At 70.9% G+C, this 19,108-nt stretch carries 19 protein-coding genes; 9 read left to right on the top strand and 10 right to left on the bottom strand.

The window, feature by feature from the left end; genetic code table 11:
* Positions 1 to 201: 201 nt before the first annotated feature.
* Positions 202 to 1,302 (top strand): ABC transporter ATP-binding protein, encoded by a 1,101-nt coding sequence (locus tag HP445_RS07590; RefSeq protein ID WP_071244017.1) that lies wholly within the window; start codon positions 202 to 204, stop codon positions 1,300 to 1,302.
* A gap of 84 nt (positions 1,303 to 1,386) precedes the next feature.
* Positions 1,387 to 2,700 carry a DUF4032 domain-containing protein gene (locus HP445_RS07585; protein ID WP_128780547.1) on the top strand — a complete coding sequence of 438 codons (1,314 nt, stop codon included), beginning with the start codon at positions 1,387 to 1,389 and terminating at the stop codon, positions 2,698 to 2,700.
* Between the two features lie 285 nt (positions 2,701 to 2,985).
* Here the strand turns inward: HP445_RS07585 and rlmB are convergent, their stop codons facing one another.
* The 4 genes from rlmB to HP445_RS07565 form a co-directional block, all read right to left on the bottom strand.
* Entirely contained in the window at positions 2,986 to 3,996 is a 1,011-nt protein-coding gene (gene rlmB, locus HP445_RS07580; protein ID WP_128780546.1) for a 23S rRNA (guanosine(2251)-2'-O)-methyltransferase RlmB, read from the bottom strand.
* Positions 3,997 to 4,024: 28 nt separating this feature from the next.
* Entirely contained in the window at positions 4,025 to 5,434 is a 1,410-nt protein-coding gene (cysS, locus tag HP445_RS07575) for a cysteine--tRNA ligase (protein ID WP_128780545.1), read from the bottom strand.
* Positions 5,435 to 5,466: 32 nt separating this feature from the next.
* On the bottom strand, positions 5,467 to 6,705 hold the full coding sequence (gene ispD, locus HP445_RS07570; protein ID WP_128780544.1) for a 2-C-methyl-D-erythritol 4-phosphate cytidylyltransferase: 1,239 nt from the start codon (positions 6,703 to 6,705) through the stop codon (positions 5,467 to 5,469).
* Between the two features lie 61 nt (positions 6,706 to 6,766).
* The gene (locus tag HP445_RS07565) at positions 6,767 to 7,249 is read right to left on the bottom strand and encodes a CarD family transcriptional regulator (RefSeq protein WP_017888066.1); all 483 of its coding nucleotides are present in this window, start codon (positions 7,247 to 7,249) and stop codon (positions 6,767 to 6,769) included.
* Between the two features lie 141 nt (positions 7,250 to 7,390).
* On the opposite strand from HP445_RS07565, the gene HP445_RS07560 reads away from it, so the two are divergent.
* Positions 7,391 to 8,047 carry a hypothetical protein gene (locus tag HP445_RS07560; protein WP_128780543.1) on the top strand — a complete coding sequence of 219 codons (657 nt, stop codon included), beginning with the start codon at positions 7,391 to 7,393 and terminating at the stop codon, positions 8,045 to 8,047.
* 110 nt (positions 8,048 to 8,157) lie between these two features.
* Here the strand turns inward: HP445_RS07560 and HP445_RS07555 are convergent, their stop codons facing one another.
* Both HP445_RS07555 and HP445_RS07550 read right to left on the bottom strand, forming a co-directional pair.
* Positions 8,158 to 8,838 (bottom strand): response regulator transcription factor, encoded by a 681-nt coding sequence (locus HP445_RS07555; RefSeq protein ID WP_027466611.1) that lies wholly within the window; start codon positions 8,836 to 8,838, stop codon positions 8,158 to 8,160.
* Complete coding sequence (locus tag HP445_RS07550; protein ID WP_128780542.1) at positions 8,835 to 10,001, bottom strand: sensor histidine kinase; 1,167 nt, start codon at positions 9,999 to 10,001, stop codon at positions 8,835 to 8,837. The genes HP445_RS07555 and HP445_RS07550 overlap by 4 nt, the downstream gene beginning before the upstream one ends.
* 146 nt (positions 10,002 to 10,147) lie before the next feature.
* Between HP445_RS07550 and phoU the strand changes: the two genes are divergently transcribed.
* Both phoU and HP445_RS07540 read left to right on the top strand, forming a co-directional pair.
* The gene (gene phoU, locus HP445_RS07545) at positions 10,148 to 10,816 is read left to right on the top strand and encodes a phosphate signaling complex protein PhoU (protein WP_027466613.1); all 669 of its coding nucleotides are present in this window, start codon (positions 10,148 to 10,150) and stop codon (positions 10,814 to 10,816) included.
* A 50-nt stretch (positions 10,817 to 10,866) separates the two neighbouring features.
* Entirely contained in the window at positions 10,867 to 11,415 is a 549-nt protein-coding gene (locus HP445_RS07540) for a P-loop nucleotide/nucleoside kinase family protein (RefSeq protein ID WP_128780541.1), read from the top strand.
* Between the two features lie 183 nt (positions 11,416 to 11,598).
* Here HP445_RS07540 and HP445_RS07535 read toward each other — a convergent pair whose 3' ends face one another.
* On the bottom strand, positions 11,599 to 12,345 hold the full coding sequence (locus tag HP445_RS07535) for a phosphoglyceromutase (RefSeq protein WP_111029059.1): 747 nt from the start codon (positions 12,343 to 12,345) through the stop codon (positions 11,599 to 11,601).
* A gap of 44 nt (positions 12,346 to 12,389) precedes the next feature.
* On the opposite strand from HP445_RS07535, the gene HP445_RS07530 reads away from it, so the two are divergent.
* Positions 12,390 to 13,163, top strand: a complete 774-nt coding sequence (locus HP445_RS07530; RefSeq protein WP_056071809.1) for a class I SAM-dependent methyltransferase — start codon at positions 12,390 to 12,392, stop codon at positions 13,161 to 13,163.
* Between the two features lie 15 nt (positions 13,164 to 13,178).
* Here the strand turns inward: HP445_RS07530 and ygfZ are convergent, their stop codons facing one another.
* The 3 genes from ygfZ to HP445_RS07515 all read right to left on the bottom strand — a co-directional run bounded on the left by ygfZ (position 13,179) and on the right by HP445_RS07515 (position 15,281).
* Positions 13,179 to 14,261 carry a CAF17-like 4Fe-4S cluster assembly/insertion protein YgfZ gene (gene ygfZ / locus HP445_RS07525; RefSeq protein WP_128780540.1) on the bottom strand — a complete coding sequence of 361 codons (1,083 nt, stop codon included), beginning with the start codon at positions 14,259 to 14,261 and terminating at the stop codon, positions 13,179 to 13,181.
* Positions 14,261 to 14,863 (bottom strand): heme-binding beta-barrel domain-containing protein, encoded by a 603-nt coding sequence (locus HP445_RS07520; RefSeq protein WP_128780539.1) that lies wholly within the window; start codon positions 14,861 to 14,863, stop codon positions 14,261 to 14,263. Before HP445_RS07520 ends, ygfZ begins: the two co-directional genes overlap by 1 nt.
* Positions 14,864 to 14,999: 136 nt before the next feature.
* The gene (locus tag HP445_RS07515) at positions 15,000 to 15,281 is read right to left on the bottom strand and encodes a hypothetical protein (RefSeq protein WP_128780538.1); all 282 of its coding nucleotides are present in this window, start codon (positions 15,279 to 15,281) and stop codon (positions 15,000 to 15,002) included.
* A gap of 178 nt (positions 15,282 to 15,459) precedes the next feature.
* Between HP445_RS07515 and HP445_RS07510 the strand changes: the two genes are divergently transcribed.
* The 3 genes from HP445_RS07510 to HP445_RS07500 are packed head-to-tail and all read left to right on the top strand — an operon-like array spanning position 15,460 to position 19,046.
* Positions 15,460 to 16,143 (top strand): response regulator transcription factor, encoded by a 684-nt coding sequence (locus HP445_RS07510; protein WP_017888078.1) that lies wholly within the window; start codon positions 15,460 to 15,462, stop codon positions 16,141 to 16,143.
* Positions 16,143 to 16,982 carry a mycothiol synthase gene (gene mshD, locus HP445_RS07505; RefSeq protein WP_128780537.1) on the top strand — a complete coding sequence of 280 codons (840 nt, stop codon included), beginning with the start codon at positions 16,143 to 16,145 and terminating at the stop codon, positions 16,980 to 16,982. Before HP445_RS07510 ends, mshD begins: the two co-directional genes overlap by 1 nt.
* A 48-nt stretch (positions 16,983 to 17,030) precedes the next feature.
* Positions 17,031 to 19,046 carry a serine/threonine-protein kinase gene (locus HP445_RS07500; RefSeq protein ID WP_128780536.1) on the top strand — a complete coding sequence of 672 codons (2,016 nt, stop codon included), beginning with the start codon at positions 17,031 to 17,033 and terminating at the stop codon, positions 19,044 to 19,046.
* Positions 19,047 to 19,108 lie beyond the last annotated feature (62 nt).

The following is a 19,108-nucleotide window of genomic DNA, read 5'->3' as shown; positions in this document are numbered from 1 at the left end:
TGCTCGGCGGACGGACCCGGCGATTGTAGTGGGGCGCTCTGGGAAGCCGCCGACCAAGGGGGAAAACACTGGCGCACCCGGGTGAACTCGTGTTGTATGAACCTCGACAGTCGACGGCGACTGTCCGGGGCCCGTACGGGCACACCGCTTCACTCGGATCGTCCGGCACGTACCTGCCGGTGAAGGAAGGACCGAACGCTCATGGCGTCCGTCACCTATGACAAGGCAACCCGTCTCTACCCCGGAGGCAACCGTCCCGCGGTCGACTCCCTCGACCTGGACGTCGCCGACGGCGAGTTCCTCGTCCTCGTCGGCCCCTCGGGCTGCGGCAAGTCCACCTCGCTCCGCATGCTGGCCGGCCTCGAAGAGGTCAACTCCGGTCAGATCCGCATCGGCGACCGCGACGTCACGGACGTCCCGCCGAAGGACCGCGACATCGCGATGGTGTTCCAGAACTACGCGCTGTACCCGCACATGACCGTCGCCGAGAACATGGGCTTCGCGCTCAAGATCGCCGGTGTCGGCAAGGAAGAGCGCGCCACCCGCGTGCAGGAGGCCGCCAAGCTCCTCGACCTCGAGGACTACCTGGGCCGCAAGCCGAAGGCGCTCTCCGGTGGTCAGCGTCAGCGCGTCGCGATGGGCCGTGCGATCGTCCGTCAGCCGCAGGTGTTCCTCATGGACGAGCCGCTGTCGAACCTCGACGCCAAGCTCCGCGTCCAGACCCGCACGCAGATCGCGTCGCTGCAGCGTCGTCTCGGCGTCACCACGGTCTACGTCACGCACGACCAGACCGAGGCCCTCACCATGGGTGACCGCATCGCGGTGCTCAAGGACGGCATCCTGCAGCAGGTCGGCACCCCGCGCGACCTGTACGAGAAGCCGAACAACGTGTTCGTCGCCGGCTTCATCGGTTCGCCGGCCATGAACCTGCTGCCCGCCGACGTCATCGAGGGCGGCATCAAGTTCGGCACGCTCAACCACGCGATCGACCGCGACACCCTGTCGAACGCCCGTGCCGCACAGATCACGGTCGGCATCCGCCCCGAGGACGTCATCGTCTCGCAGTCCGGCGAGGGTCTGCCCGTCACGGTCGACGTCGTCGAGGAGCTCGGCGCCGACGGCTACCTCTACGGCCACGCCGACGTGAACGGCCAGCGCGCCGACATCGTCGCCCGTGTCGACGGTCGTGCACACCCGTCGATCGGTGACACGATCGTCATCACGCCGAAGCAGGGCCACGTCCACGCCTTCGACACCGAGTCGGGCGACCGCCTCGACGACAAGGCCGTCGTCAGCGCGTAACCAGCGCACTCCCCCGAGAGCCCGCGCCCGCCTCACAAGGGCGGACGCGGGCTCTCGGCTGTCCCCGACACCAGAGGAACCACCGTGCCCGACTCGATGTCCATCACCGCCGCCACCGTCGACCCCGGCCTGCTCGACCTGCCGTGGGACCTGCCACTCGCCGACTGGCCCGACGACACGATCGTCGCGCTGCCGAAGGGCATCTCGCGGCACCTCGTGCGGTTCGTGCACCTGAGCGGGTACGTCGCCGCGGTGAAGGAGACCGGCGAAGAGGTCGCCCGGTCCGAGTACGAGATGCTCCGGACCCTGCAGCGGATGGACGTGCCGTGCGTGGACCCGGTCGCGGTCATCACGAACCGCGTCGACGCCGACGGTGAACCACTGCACCCCGTGCTCGTGACCCGCCACCTGCGGTTCTCCCTGCCCTACCGCGCGCTCTACTCGCAGACGCTGCGCCCCGAGACCGCCACCCGTCTGGTCGACGCCCTCGCGCTGCTGCTCGTCCGCCTGCACGTCATCGGGTTCTACTGGGGCGACGTGTCCCTGTCGAACACGCTGTTCCGTCGCGACGCCGGCGCCTTCGCCGCGTACCTGGTCGACGCCGAGACCGGCAAGCTCTACCCCGGCGGGCTGTCGAACGGTCAGCGCGAGAACGACCTCGAGGTCGCCCGGGTGAACATCGCCGGCGAGCTGCTCGACCTCGAGGCCGGCGGTCGACTGGACGAGAACGCCGACCCCGTGGACGTGTCGAACCGCATCGTGGCCCAGTACCGGACGCTCTGGACCGAGCTCACCGGCACCGAGCAGTTCGACATCAAGGAACGCTGGCGCATCAACGACCGCGTCGAGCGCCTGAACGAGCTCGGCTTCGACATCGAAGAACTGTCGATCCACACGACCGAGGGCGGCTCGCAGGTCCGGATCCAGCCGAAGGTCGTCGACGCCGGGCACCACCAGCGCCGACTGTTGCGACTCACCGGGCTCGACGCCGGCGAGAACCAGGCCCGCCGCCTGCTCAACGACCTCGACTCGTACCGTGCCCGCAACGGCCGTGACGAACTCGACGAGGAGATGGTGGCGCACGAGTGGGTCTCACGGGTCTTCGAGCCCGTCGTCCGCTCGATCCCCCGTGACCTCCGCGGCCGGCTCGAACCCGCCGAGGTGTTCCACGAGCTGCTCGAGCACCGCTGGTTCATGTCCCAGCAAGAGGAACGTTCCGTCTCCCTGCCCGAGGCCACCACCGCCTACATCAACGACGTGCTCCGACACCGTCGCGACGAGCGCCTGCTCATCAACCCGCCGACCTCTTCGATCACCGTGCCGATCCCGGTGCTGGACGACGACGCCGACGAGTCCGACGACGTCGACGACGTCGACGACTGGCGCGCCACGGTCTGACGCGGTCCCCGCTCGGTCACGACACCCCGCCGGGTGGGCGCCGACTGGTCGCAGACCGTCGCCTGCGGCGTCGCGCAGCGACGACTCTCGACCGCACGGCGGGCACCGGCCGACGTGTCCTGACCGCTCGGGGGTCGGCAACGCGACCGCCTGGAGGCCCGGCGCGGGTCCCGGAGACCGGCACCGGCCCTCCAGACCGTCACGCCCAGCCCCGCCTGCCACCGTGAGCAGGAATGGTCGCCTCCCGCTCGGGGAGGCGACCATTCCTGCACACGAAGTGCTGGGCTACGCGGTGCGACGGCGCCGCGCGACCTCCCACAGGGTGACGCTCGCGGCGATGCCGGCGTTCAGGGACTCGGTGGCGCTCGAGATCGGGATCGACACGATGGCGTCGCAGGTCTCGGTCACCAGGCGCGACAGGCCCTTGCCCTCGGAACCGACGACGATCACGATCGGGCGGTCGGCGAGCTCGAGGCCGTCGAGCTCCACGTCACCGTCGCCGTCCAGGCCGAGGACGAACAGGCCCATCGACTTGAGCGACTTCAGGGTCTGTGTGAGGTTCGGGGCCATCGCGACGGGCGTGCGTGCCGCGGCACCGGCCGAGGTCTTCCACGCCGACGCCGTCACGCCGACCGAACGACGCTGCGGCACGATGACGCCGTGTCCGCCGAAGGCCGCGGTCGAGCGGATGATCGCGCCGAGGTTGCGGGGGTCGGTGATGCCGTCGAGCGCGACGAGCAGCGGGACCTGGTCGCGCGAGAACGCCTGCTCGACGATGTCCTCGAACACGGCGTACTGGTACGCCGGCACCTTGAGGGCGACGCCCTGGTGCACGCTGTCGTGTCCGGTGATGCGGTCGAGCTCGGGACGCATGAGCTCGATGATCGGCACGCCACGGTGGTTGGCGAGCGCGAGGATCTCCTTCACGCGGTCGTCGACCTCGATGCGCGACGCGATGTAGAGCGTCGACGACGGGGTCTTCGTGCGCAGGGCCTCGAGCACGGAGTTGCGCCCGGTCACCAGCTCGGAGTCATCGGTCTTGCGTGCCGGCGGCCGGCCCGTGCGACCCTGCGGCGTGCTCGAGGAACCGTGCCGACCCTTGGCCGCCTCGAAGCGGTCCTTCGCGGCCTTGCGCTTTCCGGCGGGGTGGTACGGGCGGTCCTCGGCCTTCGGGGTCGGCTTGCGACCCTCGAGCGCCTGGGCGCCCTGTCCGCCGGAGCCGACCTGCTTGTTGCCCTTGCGACCGGTGCGGACGGCGCCGGGCCGACCCTTCTTGCTTCCCGAGACGTTCTTCATGCGTAGCTCCTGTTCGGCACTGCCGTGTTCAGGCGATGCTCCAGCGTGTTCCGGACGGCGTGTCCTCGATCGTGATGCCCGCGGCGGCGAGGTCGTCGCGCACGCGGTCGGCCGCGGTGAAGTCCCGTGCTGCCCTGGCGTCCGCGCGCTCCTGCACGAGGCGTTCGACGAGGGCGGCGAGCGGGCCTGCCGAGGTGTCGTGGCCGCCGCCCGACCAGTGGGCGGCTCGCGGGTCGATGCCGAGCACCTCCACCATCGCAGCCACCTGATGGTACGCGGTCCCGAGCGTTTCCGCATCGTCGGCGTCCAGGGCAGCGTTGCCGGTGCGTACGGTCTCGTGCAGCACGGCCAGGGCCTGGGGCACGGAGAGGTCGTCGTCCATGGCCGCGGCGAAGCCCTCGGGCACGGTCGGGGCGTCGGCGAGGTGGACGCCCTCGAGCCGGGTCTCGGCGCGCTCGAGGAACCCGGCGATGCGGTCGTACGCCGCCTCGGCCTCGGTCAGGGACCCCTCGTGGTGGTCGATCGACGAGCGGTAGTGGGCGGCGCCGAGGAAGTAGCGGACGACGGCAGGACGGGCGGATCCGAGGAAGTCCGCCGCGAAGATCGAGTTGCCGAGCGACTTCGACATCTTCTGGCCCTCGACCGTCACCAGGCCGTTGTGCAGCCAGTAGGACGCGAACGGGTCCCCGGCGGCCGTGGACTGCGCGAGCTCGTTCTCGTGGTGCGGGAAGCGCAGGTCGAGCCCGCCGCCGTGGATGTCGAACGCGGGGCCGAGGTACCGGCGCGACATCGCCGAGCACTCGATGTGCCAGCCCGGGCGGCCGGCGCCCCACGGGGAATCCCAGTTGGCGGTCGAGGGCTCGCCGGGCTTCGCACCCTTCCAGAGCGCGAAGTCACGGGCGTCGCGCTTGCCACGCGGATCGGCGTCGGCGGCCTCGACCATGTCCTCGCGCCGCTGCCGGGTGAGCACCCCGTAGTCGGCCCAGCTGCCGGTGTCGAAGTAGACGTCACCCGAGCCGTCGTCGGCGGCGTAGGCGTGCCCGCGGTCGATGAGGCGCTGGATGATCTCGTGCATCTGCGGCACGCTCGCGGTGGCACGGGGCTCGTAGGTCGGGGGCAGGATGCCGAGGGCGTTGTACGCGGCCGTGAACTCGAGCTCGACCCGGTAGGCGCGGGCGAACCACTCCTCGTCCGTGCCTGCAGCCAGGTCGAGGACCTTGTCGTCGATGTCGGTGACGTTGCGCACCAGGGTCACCCGGTACCCGCGGTGGGTGAGCCACCGACGCCAGATGTCGTAGACGAGCGCGGACCGCAGGTGCCCGATGTGCGGCGACGACTGCACCGTCGGACCACAGACGTAGACGCTCACGTGTCCGTCGACCAGGGGCACGAGGTCGACGACGGCTGCGGCGCGGGAGTCGTAGAGGCGAACGGTCACGCCTCAACCCTAATCGGCGCAGGGCCGCGGTTTCAGGAGGGACGCACGAGTGCCGTGGCGATCGCCGCGAGCCCCTCGCCACGGCCGGTGAACCCGAGCCCGTCGGTCGTCGTACCGGACACGGCGACGGGCGCACCGACGACCGCGGACAGGGCGTCCTGCATCTCGTCGCGGCGACGACCGATGCGCGGCCGGTTGCCGATGACCTGCACGGTGACGGACACCGGCACGAGCCCGGCGTCGGCGAGCAGCGCGACCGCGCCGCGCACGAACACGTCGCCCGTGGCGCCGGCGTACTGCGGGTCGGCGGTGCCGAAGCGTCCGCCGATGTCGCCGAGGCCCCCGGCGGAGAGCAGGGCGTCGCACACCGCGTGCGCAACCGCGTCACCGTCGCTGTGTCCGGAGAGACCCGGTTCGCCGGGGAAGTCGAGCAGCCCCACGCGGCAGGGCGAGGCGTCGTCGAAGGCGTGCACGTCGACCCCGAGCCCGAGTCGGACCGCGACGACGTCCGCCTGGCTGGCACCCGCCGCACCGGCACCAGCACCAGCACCAGCACCAGCACCAGCACCAGCACCAGCACCAGCTTCGGTCCGCGCCCGCACGATCGACTCGGCCCGGCCGAGGTCCCACGGCGTCGTGATCTTGAAGGCGTCGGCGTCCCCCGCCACGAACCGGACGGTGCCCCCGACGGCCTCGAACACCCCGGCGTCGTCCGTCTCGGACTGCGACGACACCGCGTACGCCCGCCGCAGTGCCGCGAGCGGGAAGCCCTGCGGCGTCTGCACCCCGACGAGCGCCGCACGGTCGACGGTCTCGACGACGACGTCACCGTCGACCCGCTTGACCGTGTCCGTGACGGGGAGTGCCGGCACGACGCCCGCACCGTCACCGGCGGCGACGGCGTCGAACACCCGCGAGAACTGTGCCGCAGGTGTGAGGCACCGCGCCGCGTCGTGCACCAGCACCGTGGTGACGGAGTCCGGCAGCACGGCCAGGCCGGCCTCGACCGAACCGTGGCGATCCGCGCCTCCTGGGACGATCGCGGTGTACGCGACAGCCGCTCCCGCGACGGAATCGACCACCTGCCGGCACTCGTCCAGGTGCGACGCGGGTGCGACCACGACGACGAGCGTCGGTGACGGCAGCGCGAACAGGGGTTCGAGCGCCCGCGCGAGCATCAGCGCACCGGCCACGGGCACGAACGCCTTCGCGGTCCCGATGCCGAGCCGGGTGCCGGAGCCGGCCGCAACGACGACGACCGCCCGGTCCACCCCTTCGGGGAACCGTGCGGTCGTCGTTCGTGCTGTCGTGTTCAGTGCGCTGTCGTCAGGCTCAGGAAGCCAGGACCTCGTCGAGGACGGTCGATGCCTTGTCCTCGTCGGTCTTCTCGGCCAGCGCGAGCTCGGAGATCAGGATCTGCCGGGCCTTGGCCAGCATCCGCTTCTCACCCGCGGAGAGCCCGCGGTCCTGATCGCGCCGCCAGAGGTCGCGGACGACCTCGGACACCTTGATGACGTCACCGGAAGCGAGCTTCTCGAGGTTCGCCTTGTAGCGGCGTGACCAGTTGGTGGGCTCTTCCGTGAACGGCGCCCGGAGGACCTCGAACACCTTGTCGAGTCCTTCCTTGCCGATCACGTCGCGGACGCCGACCAGGTCGACGTTGTCCGCCGGGACCTCGATCGTCAGGTCACCCTGCGTCACCCGCAGTTTCAGGTAGACCTTTTCCTCGCCCTTGATGACGCGAGTCTTGACTTCAGAGATGGTTGCCGCCCCGTGATGGGGGTAGACGACGGTCTCGCCGACCTCGAATTGCATGTATCAGGCTCCGTTCCCAGACATCCAGTTTACCACAAGGGCCGTTCCGGTAAGGGGACCCTCAACGCTCACCCCTCCCGGTGATCGCTAGGATAGGCGCGGGGACCGCCCGGTCTCCATCGTGACTTACGGAGGAATCTCTTGCGACCTCGGGTACTCGTGTCCGTCGCCGTTGCGGCAACCATCGCGCTCGGCGCCACCGGGTGCGAGTTCATGTCGCCGGCCCACACCGTCGACATCAAGCAGATCACCGACGGCGTGGACGTCTCGACCGGCAAGGTCGACGTGCGGAACGCCCTCCTGATCTCGGACGACGGTGAGAGCGCCCGCTTCATCGGCACGCTGGTGAACAACGACGACCAGGACGACTACACCGTCTCGATCGAGATCGGCGGCGACACCCAGACCGTCGACGTGCCGGCGAACACCCACGTCGACCTCGCCATGGCCGCGGGTGCGGGCAGCGACGACGAGTCGAGCGTGCAAGAGGGCGACACTACGCAGGGCACCACCGCCGGTGACGCCGAGCCGATCGTGTTCGACAACGCGGATGCGAAGCCCGGTTCGCTCGTGAAGGTCTACTTCAGCTACCCCGACGCCGAGGGCACCTCGGCCAACGTGCCGGTGCTGACGAGCTCGCAGGAGGAGTACCAGACCCTCGCGCCGAGCCCGACCCCGACGCCCACCTCGACGTCCCCGTCCGAGAGCGGCGCACAGTCGACCGGCGAGGCCGTGCCCGGCACGCAGCCGACGGACTCGCAGACGGATTCGTCCGAGGGCGACAACGGCACCAACTGACGCCGACGGGCGCGGCTGACACCGCGCCCGGATCGTTCGCACAGGAGGCCCGGTGCGAGTCCCAGGGACTCGCACCGGGCCTCCTGTCCGTCCGTCTCAGGCCGCGTGCATCAGGCCTCGATGCGGTACCCGAGACCGCGGACCGTCACCAGGATCTCGGGGGTCGACGGGACCCGCTCGATCTTCGAGCGGATGCGCTTGATGTGCACGTCGAGGGTCTTGGTGTCGCCGAAGTAGTCGGAACCCCACACCCGGTCGATGAGCTGCCCGCGGGTCAGCACACGGCCGGCGTTCCGGAGCAGCAGCTCGAGGAGCTCGAACTCCTTGAGCGGCATCGGGGTCTCGGACCCGTCGACCGACACCGTGTGCCGCTCGACGTCCATCCGGATACCGCCGACCTGCAGGATGCCGCTGTCCGCCGGGTCGTCCTCGGTGCGGCGACGGAGCACGGCGCGGATCCGGGCCAGGAGCTCCCGGGTCGAGTACGGCTTCGTCACGTAGTCGTCGGCGCCGAGCTCGAGCCCGACGACGATGTCCACCTCGGAGTCCTTCGCCGTCAGCATGATGATCGGCGCGTTCGACCGGGTCCGGATCTGCCGGCACACCTCGGTGCCGCTCAGGCCCGGCAGCATGAGGTCGAGGAGCACCAGGTCGGGGTTCTCCGCGTCGAACTTCGACAGCGCGGTCACGCCGTCGGCAGCGACGGAGGTCTCGTACCCCTCACGCTGCAGCAGGAACTCCAGGGGCTCGCTCAGGGCCGGCTCGTCGTCGACGATGAGGATCTTGGTCACGATGGCTGCTCTTCCAGTTGCTCTTCGAGTGCTGTGGTCAGTTCGGGATCTGCCTCGGGCAGACGGATGGTGAAGGTCGAGCCCTTGCCGGGCTGCGACCAGACGCGCACGTCACCACCGTGGTTGCTGACGACGTGCTTGACGATCGCGAGCCCGAGGCCGGTGCCCCCGGTGGCGCGCGACCGTGCGGGATCGACACGGTAGAACCGTTCGAAGACGCGGTCGAGGTCGGCCTCGGGGATGCCGACGCCCTGGTCGGTGATCGCGATCTCGACGAAGCCCTTCGACGACCGGACGCCCACACCGACGCGAGTGTTGTCCGGCGAGTACTTCACCGCGTTGGCGATGAGGTTCGACACCGCGACCTGCAGCAGCCCGCGGTCGCCCATCACCCGCAGCTTCGACTTCTTGGCACGGATGATCTCGATCGAGCGGGCGCGGGCGACGACCTCGTTCGCGTCGATGGCGGCCTGCACGATCTTGTCGATGCCGGTCTCCTCGCTGTTCTCGAGGGCGTCGACGGACTGCAGCCGGGACAGCTCGATGATGTCCTTCGTCAGCGCTCCGAGCCGCTCGGACTCGGTGATGAGCTGCGCGGCGAACTTCTTCACGTGCACGGGGTCGTCGGCGGCGAGGACGAGGGTCTCGGACAGCAGGCCGATGGCGCCGATCGGCGTCTTCAGCTCGTGCGAGATGTTGGCGACGAAGTCGCGGCGGACCTCGTCGATGCGCCGGCTCTCGGTCAGGTCGTCCGCCGTGAGCAGGACGTACCGGTTGCCGAGCTGGGCGGCACGGAAGCTGAGGTAGCCGATGAGCTCCCCGTGGCGGCCACGCGGCAGCTCGAGGTCCTCCGACCCCATCTCCCCGCTCTTGCGCACCCGGTCGATCAGGTCGAGCAGCTCGTGGTGCACCAGGCGTCGGCGCACGACGAGTCCCGCCGTGAGGGCCTGGGGGGATGCCGCGACGACGGTGTTCGACGGGTCGATGACGACCGCCGGGTTGTGCATCGTCGCGATGACCGCTGCGACGCCGTCCGGCAGGGTCCGCTCCGCCACGTCGGCAGCACGTGCCGTCCGCTCGGCGGTGATGATCAGCACCACGACGCCCGCGCCGAAGACCCCGCCGAGGAGCATCGACAGTGGCACGAGCCACGCGTTGTCCATGCCGCCAGTGTAGGGATGGTCATGCGGGGTTCCGGTACCGTTCACCGTCTGCGGAAGGCCAGAACGCGAAGCGTTCAGCCCCGCGTCACCGTTCGTTCACCTGGGCTGACGACACTCGTCCGGTACGCAGAGAGAGGTACTCCCCCATGCGCGAAGTCTTCCAGCAGGAACTCCAGGACGTCCAGGAGCGACTGACCGAGATCGCCGGGCTCGTCGAGTCCGCCATCACCCGAGCCACGCAGGCCTTCAGCGACTCCGACGTCGCCCTCGCCGAAGAGGTGATCGCCGACGACGAGAAGATCGACCTCGCCGCGAACAGCCTCGACGAGATCGCGATCGACATCCTCGCCCGCCAGGCACCGGTGGCCCGCGACCTGCGCGTCGTCGTCACCGCCCTGCGCGTCAGCTCCTCGCTCGAGCGCATGGGCGACATGGCCGAGCACATCGCGCAGCTCGCTCGCCAGCGCTTCCCCGAGAAGGTCGTACCGAAGGGCCTCCGCAGCACCTTCAAGGAGATGGGCCGGCACGACGTCGCCATGGCGCAGAAGCTCACGCGGCTGCTCGCCACCGAGGACATCGCGCTGTCGGCCGAGATCCGCGACGAGGACGACGCCGTCGACGAGCTGCACGCCAGCGTCTTCGACTTCGTGCTCGGCGAGGCCTGGAAGGGCGGGCCGATCGACACCGTCGACGCCACCCTGGCCTCCCGCTACCACGAGCGCTTCGCCGACCACGCGGTCTCGATCGCGAAGAAGGTCGAGTACCTCGCGACCGGCGACTGGACCGGCGCGTCCACCTCGACCGCGGCGGTCTGACCTGACCCGATCGGTCTGACCCGGCCCGATCGGTCTGCGAGGATCGTGACATGGCCCAGGTCGCGATCATCGTCAACGGCATGCCCGGTTCCGGCAAGAGCAGCATCGGCACGGCACTCGCCGAGGTGCTCGGTTGCCCGTTCCTGTCGAAGGACCGCATCAAGGAACCCCTCGCCGACGTCGTCGGCCCGATGATCGCCTCGCGGCCGCTCGGCGGCATCGCGATGGACACGATGTGGTCCATGGCGCAGGCCGTCGAGAACGGGGTCGTCCTCGACGCCGTCTGGCTGCCGTCCCGTGACAGGGACCGCCTGGAGGCCGGACTCGCGTCCGCCGGGTCACCTCGCGCCGTCGAGGTGTGGTGCGACACGGACCGCGCCACCGCCGAGGAGCGGCTGCGCGACCGGTACGAACCGGGCACCGTGCCGGTGCGGCACGAGGTGCACGGGGACCTGGCCGGCGTGCTGGCCTTCTGGGACGAGCACGGCGACGACGCCCGGCCCGTCGGACTGCCCGGCGTCCCGGTGATCCGGGTCGACACGACGAAGCCCTACGACGTCGGGGCCCTGGTGCAGGAGATCGCGTCGCACTTCGTCTGACCAGCCACGGCTCGTCGAGCCGACCACGCTGCTGAAGCGACAGGTCGTCGACGGGGCGATCCGTTCCTCCTGGCAGAGCGACAGGAGTCGGCGGAACGTCGGCGGCCCACTGTCGCTCCCGCGAAGCCCCGCACACGCACGAACGCCCCGCCCGGATGCCGGACGGGGCGTTCTGCGTGGGTGCTACTTCTTGGCGCCCTGGGCGGCCACGGCGGCGGCGCCGGCTGCGGCGGCCTCGGGGTCCAGGTAGTACGCGGGCTTCGTCGGCGTGAAGTCGTCGTCGAGCTCGTACACCAGCGGGATGCCCGTCGGGATGTTCAGGCCGGCGATGTCGTCGTCGGAGATGCCGTCGAGGTGCTTCACGAGCGCACGCAGCGAGTTGCCGTGAGCCGTCACCAGCACGGTCTTGCCGGCGGCGAGGTCCTTCGTGATGTCGGACTCCCAGTACGGCAGCAGGCGGTCGATGACGAGCTTGAGCGACTCGGTGCGGGGCAGCCGGTCGCCGAGCTCGGCGTAGCGACGGTCACCGAACTGCGACCACTCGGCGTCGTCGGCGATGGGGGGCGGCGGGACGTCGAACGAACGGCGCCACTCCATGAACTGCTGCTCGCCGTACTCGGCCAGGGTCTGGGCCTTGTCCTTGCCCTGCAGGTCGCCGTAGTGGCGCTCGTTGAGGCGCCAGTCGCGCTTCACCGGCAGCCAGGCCAGGTCGGCCTGCAGCAGCGCGATGTCCGCCGTCTGGATCGCACGGGTCAGGAGCGAGGTGTACAGGACGTCGGGGACGATGCCGGACTCGGCGATGAGGTCGCCGGCGCGCTTCGCCTCCTTCTCGCCCAGCTCGCTGAGCCGGACGTCGACCCAACCGGTGAACAGGTTCTTCTGGTTCCAGTCACTGTTGCCGTGACGGAGCAGGACGAGCGTGGAGGTCATGCCTCCGAGTCTACCGAGCGGTACCGGCCCCGTACCCTTGACGCATGCCCATCGGGAACGTGACGCGCGGGACGACCGGGTACAACCGGCTCCGCCGCGTCGACCGGTGGATCGCGACCCTGCCGGTGCTGCGCCGGACGGACGACCCGCTCGTCGCCGACGTCGGCTACGGAGCCTCACCGACCACCACGCTCGAGTTGCGCGACCGGCTGGCCGCCGTCCGACCCGACGTCGAGGTGACGGGCATCGAGATCGAGCCCTCGCGGGTCGCGCTCGCGAACGCAGGCACCCGCGACGGCGTGACGTTCCGCCTGGGTGGCTTCGAGACCCCGACGCCCGGGCAGCGCCGGCCCGCCGTCATCCGGGCGTTCAACGTGCTGCGGCAGTACGACGAGTCCGCGGTGGTCGGGTCGTGGCGGATCATGCAGGACCGGCTGCAGCCCGGCGGTGCGCTCGTCGAGGGGACCTGCAACGAGGTCGGCCGGGTCGCATCGTGGGTGACACTCGACGACGTCGCGCCGCGGACCTTCACGGTGTCGCTCCGGCTCGCCGGGCTCGATGTGCCCTCGATCGTCGCCGAGCGGCTGCCGAAGGCCCTGATCCACCGAAACGTGCCCGGCGAACGGGTGCACGCGTTCCTGCGCGACCTCGACCTGTCGTGGGCGGTCGCGGCTCCGCTCGGCACGTACGGGCCCCGGCAGCGGTGGATCGCCACGGTGCGCGGGATGCGTGACCGCGGCTGGCCGGTGCTGCATGGGGTGACACGCTGGCGGCTCGGTGAGCTCAGCGTCCCGTGGTCGGCCGTCGAGCCCGCCTGACGACAGCGTGCAGGGCTAGGAGCGCTTGACGGCTCCGAGCCGGGGCAGGCGCGGGACGTTCGCCGTCGCACCGGCCTCGGGCGGGACGATGGTCTCCTGCGCCGCGGTCACCACGACGTCGTCGGCCTCGAGCCGCAGGGTCGCGGTGGGGTCGAGGGAGCGCTTCACCACGGCGAGCCCGATCGGACCGAGCTCGTGGTGGATCGCCGAGGCCGAGAGCCGACCGACGGGCTTGTCGTCGAGCAGCACGGGGGTGCCGGGCGCCGGCAGCACACCGTCGGACCCGTCGAGGTGCAGCAGCACGGCCCGACGCGGCGGGTGCCCGAGGTTGTGGACCTTGGCGACGGTCTCCTGCCCCCGGTAGCAGCCCTTCGACAGGTGCACGGCGGAACGCAGCCAGTCGAGCTCGTGCGGGATCGTCCGCTCGTCCACGTCGGACAGGGTCGGGCGCCAGGCGGCGATCCGCAGCGCCTCGTACGCGAGCAGCCCCGCGACGGGCACGTCCGACGCGGCGATCGCGGCCGCGGTGCCGGGGGTGACCACGGCGACGCGGAGGGTCCAGTCGGAGCCGGGGTGGGCCTCCTGGTCGGCGTAGCCCCATCCGCCCGGCGTGACGGCGCCCCACGGGTCGACCCACTCGGCGACGGGCGGTTCCGGCAACTCGACGGACGCGAACGGGGCGTCCGCCCCGAACCAGCCGAGGGTCACGAAGTCGTCGGAGTGGTCAGTGACCTCGACCCGGAGCATGAAGCGCATCGAGTCGAGCCACCCGGCGAGCGGCGCAGCGTCAGCGCGCTCGGTGAGCAGCCAGACCGTCGCACCGTCGTCGAAGACGCGGGCCGCGTGCTCGACGCGTCCGGCCTGGTCGAGGACGAGCGTCTCGGTGCTGACGCCGGTCGGCAACCCGGTGAGCTGCTGCGAGGTGATCGAGTTGAGCCACGACAACCGGTCCGGTCCGGAGACGGTGACGACACCGAGTCCGAGCTCGACGACGGCACGCCCCCGGGTCAGCAGGCGCTGCTCCCCGATCGGGTTGCCGAAGTGCGCGGCGACCGAGTCGGCCGCGACGAAGCCGTCACGCGCGGCGAACACCGACATCAGTCGACCTTCGCGAGCTGCCCCGAGGCGTGCGAGGTGAGTTCGCGACCGAGCGCGGCGATGTCCCACGCCCAGAAGAGCTTGCCCTCGACCAGCCCGTACAGGCGGGTCGCGGCGGAGTAGTCCTTCGCGTTCGGCGAGCGCAGCACGGCGTCGGTCGACAGGTCGATCCGGCCCTTCAGCACACGGCCGACGTAGAGCTCGTTGACGCCCGTCGGGTGGATGATCGCGGCCTCGACGTCGAAGCCGTCCGTGGTGTTGCGGAGCGCCTCGACGCTCTCCACCGTGCTGAAGGGCGTGGGGCCGTCGCCCAGGAGCATCGCGGGGCCGCGGTCGCCCGGCTCGGTCCGACGGTCGATCCGCCAGTAGCCCATCTCGGCGGCGAGCGGGGTGCGGTCGTCGTCGAGCAGCCAGGTGGTCGACGAGTAGTTCAGGTAGGGCAGACCATCGTGGCTGAAGCTGACGCGCTGGCCGAACTCGTAGTTCCGGACCTCGTCGTCGTCACCGACCGGGTACTCGACCACACCGGTGCCCTCCCACACGCCGACCAGCCACGACAGCGGGACCAGTTCGGGGGCGAGGCCCTCGGGCAGCTCGATCAACGCTGGCCCTTGAACAGCTTCACGACGACGACCACCGAGATGAACGCGATCGCGAGCGACGCCAGGCCGAGGAGGCCGACGTAGAAGAGCTCGAGCGCAAGCAGCGAATCCATGCTCGGAGTCTACGCGGCTCGGCTCAACGCGCCAGGAGCACCACCGCGGTGACGAGGACCACGACGAACGCCCCGGACGACGCGATGCTGATCCGTTCGACCAGACCGTCCTTCGTGGCGGTGATGAGCTGCAGCACGAAGCTGACCATCACGCAGGCGACGAAGACGAGCAGCAGCCAAGCGAAGGCGTCGCGCTCGGCCACGGTCAGCACGAGCACGGCCCCGACGACCGCCAGCACCCAGACCGGCAGGACGGACGTCAGCCGCAGGCGACGCTGGTCGGTGGGGTGCACGGGCTCGGTCACGCGCTCCATCATGTCAGGGACGTGCGGAACGCACGCACCGCGCGGTGCGGTGCTCGCGCCGAGCGGTGCGGTGCTCGCGCCGTGCGGTGCGGGATGACGCGCAATCCGTCCGGCCGGATGAGTCCTTCCCGAGCATCACTAGGATGTCTCCACGACGTCATCCACCTCCGGAGGTCCTGTGGCACAGCTCCTGGTACTCACCTCGACCGCGCCCGGAGACGTCCTGCCGAGCCTGGGCCTCCTGAGCCACCGGATCCGCCACGTGCCGGCCGAGGCCGCACAGTTGGTCAACGCCCCGCAGAGCGACCTGATGTTCGTGGACGCCCGCACCGACCTGGTCAGCGCGAAGGCCCTGTGCAAGATCCTCGCTTCGTCGGGGTCGACCACACCGATCGTGCTCGTCGTCACCGAGGGCGGGCTGACCGCCGTCAACAGCGACTGGAACGTCGACGACGTCGTGCTCGAGAGCGCCGGCCCGGCCGAGATCGACGCCCGCATCCGGCTGTCCGCCGGTCGCGCGGCGAAGGGCCAGACGAGCTCGAAGATCCAGGCGTCCGGTGTCGTCATCGACGAGGCCAGCTACTCCGCCAAGGTACGCGGCCGGCCGCTCGACCTGACGTTCAAGGAGTTCGAGCTCCTGCGCTTCTTCGCCACCCACCCGTCACGCGTCTTCACCCGCGAGCAGCTGCTCAGCGAGGTCTGGGGCTACGACTACTTCGGCGGCACCCGCACGGTCGACGTGCACGTCCGACGACTGCGCGCCAAGCTCGGCGACCTCGAGTCGCTCATCGGCACCGTCCGCAACGTCGGGTACCGCTTCAACGTCTACGACGACGAGGCCGAGCGCCTGATGGGGCAGTAGTGCTGCCCGACCTCGGCAGCTACGTCGCCCCCGGCGAGGCTCCCCCGTTCTCCGACCAGACCCTGGTGGACGTCCGCGCGGGGCGCGCGACCGTCCTGACCGTCGACCACGGGGTCGCCGTGGTCCGTGACGGCGAGCTCGAGATGGTCGTCGCCCAGGAGGCCCGTGGCCGGGGCATCGGCACGAATCTGATGTCGCAGGCACTCGCGCTGGGCGGCGGGGCCGCTCCCCGGCTCGCGTGGGCGCACGGGGACCACCCGGCAGCGCGAGCGCTGGCCGACCGGTTCGGCTGGCGCGCGGTCCGCACGCTGCTGCAGCTCCGGGCGCCCGTCGCCGACTCCGATGTGGACGTCGCTGCCGACGCTGATGCCGACGTGGCGCTGCCCGACGGCTACTCGCTGTCGGCGTTCCGCCCCGGCACCGACGACGAGACCGACTGGCTCGCGCTGAACGCCGCCGCCTTCGCCCACCACCCCGAGCAGGGGCGGATGACGCTCGACGACCTGCACGCCCGCGAGGCCGACGACTGGTTCTCCGGCGAGGACCTGCTGCTGCTCCGCGACGCCTCTGGGCAGCTCGCGGGCTCGTGCTGGCTCAAGGTCGAGGACGGCATCGGCGAGTTCTACGCCGTCGCCGTGCGGCCCGACCTGCAGGGGCAGCGACTCGGCGGAGTGCTCATGCGTGCGGGCACCGCTCGGCTGCGCGGCCGCGGGCTGACCGCCGCCGCGCTGTACGTCGAGGGGGACAACGAGCCGGCGCTGGCGCTGTACCGGCGGTCGGGGTTCACGCAGCACGCGATCGACGTGCAGTACGCGGCACCGTCCCCGTCCGGCCGGTAACATTGCGTGGCCGGCGAGGGGTCGGCCAGTGGGGGAATCGGGGAACGCGTGGCGCAGGACCGTCAAGGGCAGTACGGCCAGGGTGAACCGCTCGGCGCGTCCTACCGACTGGTCGAACTGCTCGGGACCGGCGCCACCGGAGAGGTCTGGCGGGTCGAGCACTCCGCGACCGGCGAGGCCTTCGCCGCCAAGCTCCTGCGTGCCGAACTCGCCGCCGACCCGCAGATCGTCGAGCGCTTCGTCCGCGAACGCTCGGTGCTCCTCGCCCTGCAGCACCCGTCCATCGTGCGCGTCCGCGACCTGGTCGTCGAGGGCGACCGGCTCGCGATCGTCATGGACCTGGTACCGGGTGGGTCCGCCCGCGACCTGCTCGCGTCGAACGGTCCGCTCCTCCCGCGGGACGCCCTGACGATCACCGCCGAGACCCTCGACGCACTCACCGCGGCGCACGAGCAGGACGTCACCCACCGTGACGTGAAGCCCGACAACGTCCTGCTCCAGACCGCGTGGGCCCCCGGTGCCACCGGTGCCGTCCGGGTCACCGACTTCGGGATCGCGTCGGTCGTCGCCGAACGCGAACGCACGACTACCGGGCTCCTCGGCACGCCGCAGTACATGGCACCCGAGTCGATCAGCCACGGACGTTCGGGTCCGGCCGCCGACGTCTACGGTGCCGGGGTCATGCTCTACGAGCTGCTGTCCGGTCGCACGCCGTTCGCAGGCCCGGGCACGGACTTCGCCGTGGCCTACCGCCACGTCACCTCGAACCCACCCCCGCTCGACGTGCCCGACGCCCTGTGGGCCGCGGTGTCCGCCCTGCTCGCGAAGGACCCGAACGCCCGGCCGTCGGCGGCGGACGCGGCGGGGACCCTCCGTCGGCTCGCGCGGTCCCTCGCGTCGGCACCCGCACTGGTCGCCTCCAGCGACCCGGACTCGTTCGACGAGGTTGAGCGTCCGGCGACCGTCGTCCGTGGGGGCCGTCCCGACGACGCGACGGGATCCCGGACCACCGCCACCGGGGACGACGCCGCGGTCGTCGGGCCGGCCCCGGAGCTCGGCCCCGCCGGGTCGCAGACCGTCATCCGGCCGATGGCGCGTCAGCCGTTCCCCGCCGCACCGGCCGCTGAGCCCGAACCGAAGCGCCGGTTCGCCCGGCCCGAGTGGCTGACCGACCGTGCGCTCCTGTTCGGCGGCATCGGCGTCGTGCTCGTCGCCGCGCTGGTCGTCGGTGGCGTCGTGTGGCTGCCCGGGGCCCTCCGGAAGACGCCGGGCACGGGTACGGCGACCGCGCAGGCCGCCAACGCCTACCAGCAGGACCGGCCACTGCCCACCGGGCTGGCGACCACACGGCGCGCCACCATCGACCCGGCGAAGGGCACCGTGGACCTGCGCGTCACGTACGCGGCGCAGACGGCGACCCTCAGCGGACCGTTCCTCGAGGTGCTGCCGGGTACCCGCTCGGGAGCCTCCTGCCCCGCCGTCACCTGGTCCGGCGAGGGCATCACCGCGAAGCGCAACCAGCCGTCACTGACCGGCGTGGACACCGCCTGCGCGTGGAGCCTGTCCGGCGTCGAGGTCCCCGCCGGCGGAGACGTCACGGTCGAGGCCTCGGTGCCACTCGCCGTCGAGGACGGTGCAGCGTTGCAGACCTGGCTCGACGGCGTCGGCGAGGCGACCACCACAGCCGTGACCGACGACGCCGTGCGCGGGACCGCCTACCCCGTCCAGCGACTGCAGGGCGTGGAGGTCCGGACGCCCGACCGGACGGTCAGCCAGACGGCACTGCCGGTGACCCTGGTGCCGGTCTGGCCGAACGGTGCCGACGAGCTCAACCCGCTCTACCGCAGTCCGAGCAGCGGGCGCCCGTCGCAGATGCTCGTCGACGTGGCCGGCGGGGAGTCCGGCGTACGGTTCGCCGACGGTTGCTCGGGCGCGTTGGCCGTGTCCTCCGACGGGCTCGTGGTCACCGCACTCTCCGTCGCCCCGTCGTGCACCGTCCGGGCGACGGTGGGGAACTTCACGAACCTCGAGAGCTCGCCCTTCGGGATCACGACGCGCGACTGAGCGTTTCCGTCGCGTCCGTCTCGCGACCGAGCGTCCGTCGTGTCCGTCGCGTCGGTCACGCG

It is taken from the genome of Curtobacterium flaccumfaciens (assembly GCF_013359815.1).
Taxonomy (GTDB): domain Bacteria; phylum Actinomycetota; class Actinomycetes; order Actinomycetales; family Microbacteriaceae; genus Curtobacterium; species Curtobacterium flaccumfaciens.
Note: the sequence above shows the minus strand (reverse complement) of the source record. Positions and strands in the feature narration are given on the sequence as shown.

Excerpts from the sequence above, each read along its gene's own strand:
- HP445_RS07540 (WP_128780541.1), top strand. The coding sequence starts at position 10,867 with ATGGCCCAGGTCGCGATCATCGTCAACGGCATGCCCGGTTCCGGCAAG.
- rlmB (WP_128780546.1), bottom strand. The coding sequence starts at position 3,996 with ATGAAGAACGTCTCGGGAAGCAAGAAGGGTCGGCCCGGCGCCGTCCGC.
- HP445_RS07565 (WP_017888066.1), bottom strand. The coding sequence starts at position 7,249 with ATGCAATTCGAGGTCGGCGAGACCGTCGTCTACCCCCATCACGGGGCG.
- HP445_RS07530 (WP_056071809.1), top strand. The coding sequence starts at position 12,390 with ATGCCCATCGGGAACGTGACGCGCGGGACGACCGGGTACAACCGGCTC.
- HP445_RS07535 (WP_111029059.1), bottom strand. The coding sequence starts at position 12,345 with ATGACCTCCACGCTCGTCCTGCTCCGTCACGGCAACAGTGACTGGAAC.
- phoU (WP_027466613.1), top strand. The coding sequence starts at position 10,148 with ATGCGCGAAGTCTTCCAGCAGGAACTCCAGGACGTCCAGGAGCGACTG.
- HP445_RS07590 (WP_071244017.1), top strand. The coding sequence starts at position 202 with ATGGCGTCCGTCACCTATGACAAGGCAACCCGTCTCTACCCCGGAGGC.
- ygfZ (WP_128780540.1), bottom strand. The coding sequence starts at position 14,261 with ATGTCGGTGTTCGCCGCGCGTGACGGCTTCGTCGCGGCCGACTCGGTC.
- HP445_RS07550 (WP_128780542.1), bottom strand. The coding sequence starts at position 10,001 with ATGGACAACGCGTGGCTCGTGCCACTGTCGATGCTCCTCGGCGGGGTC.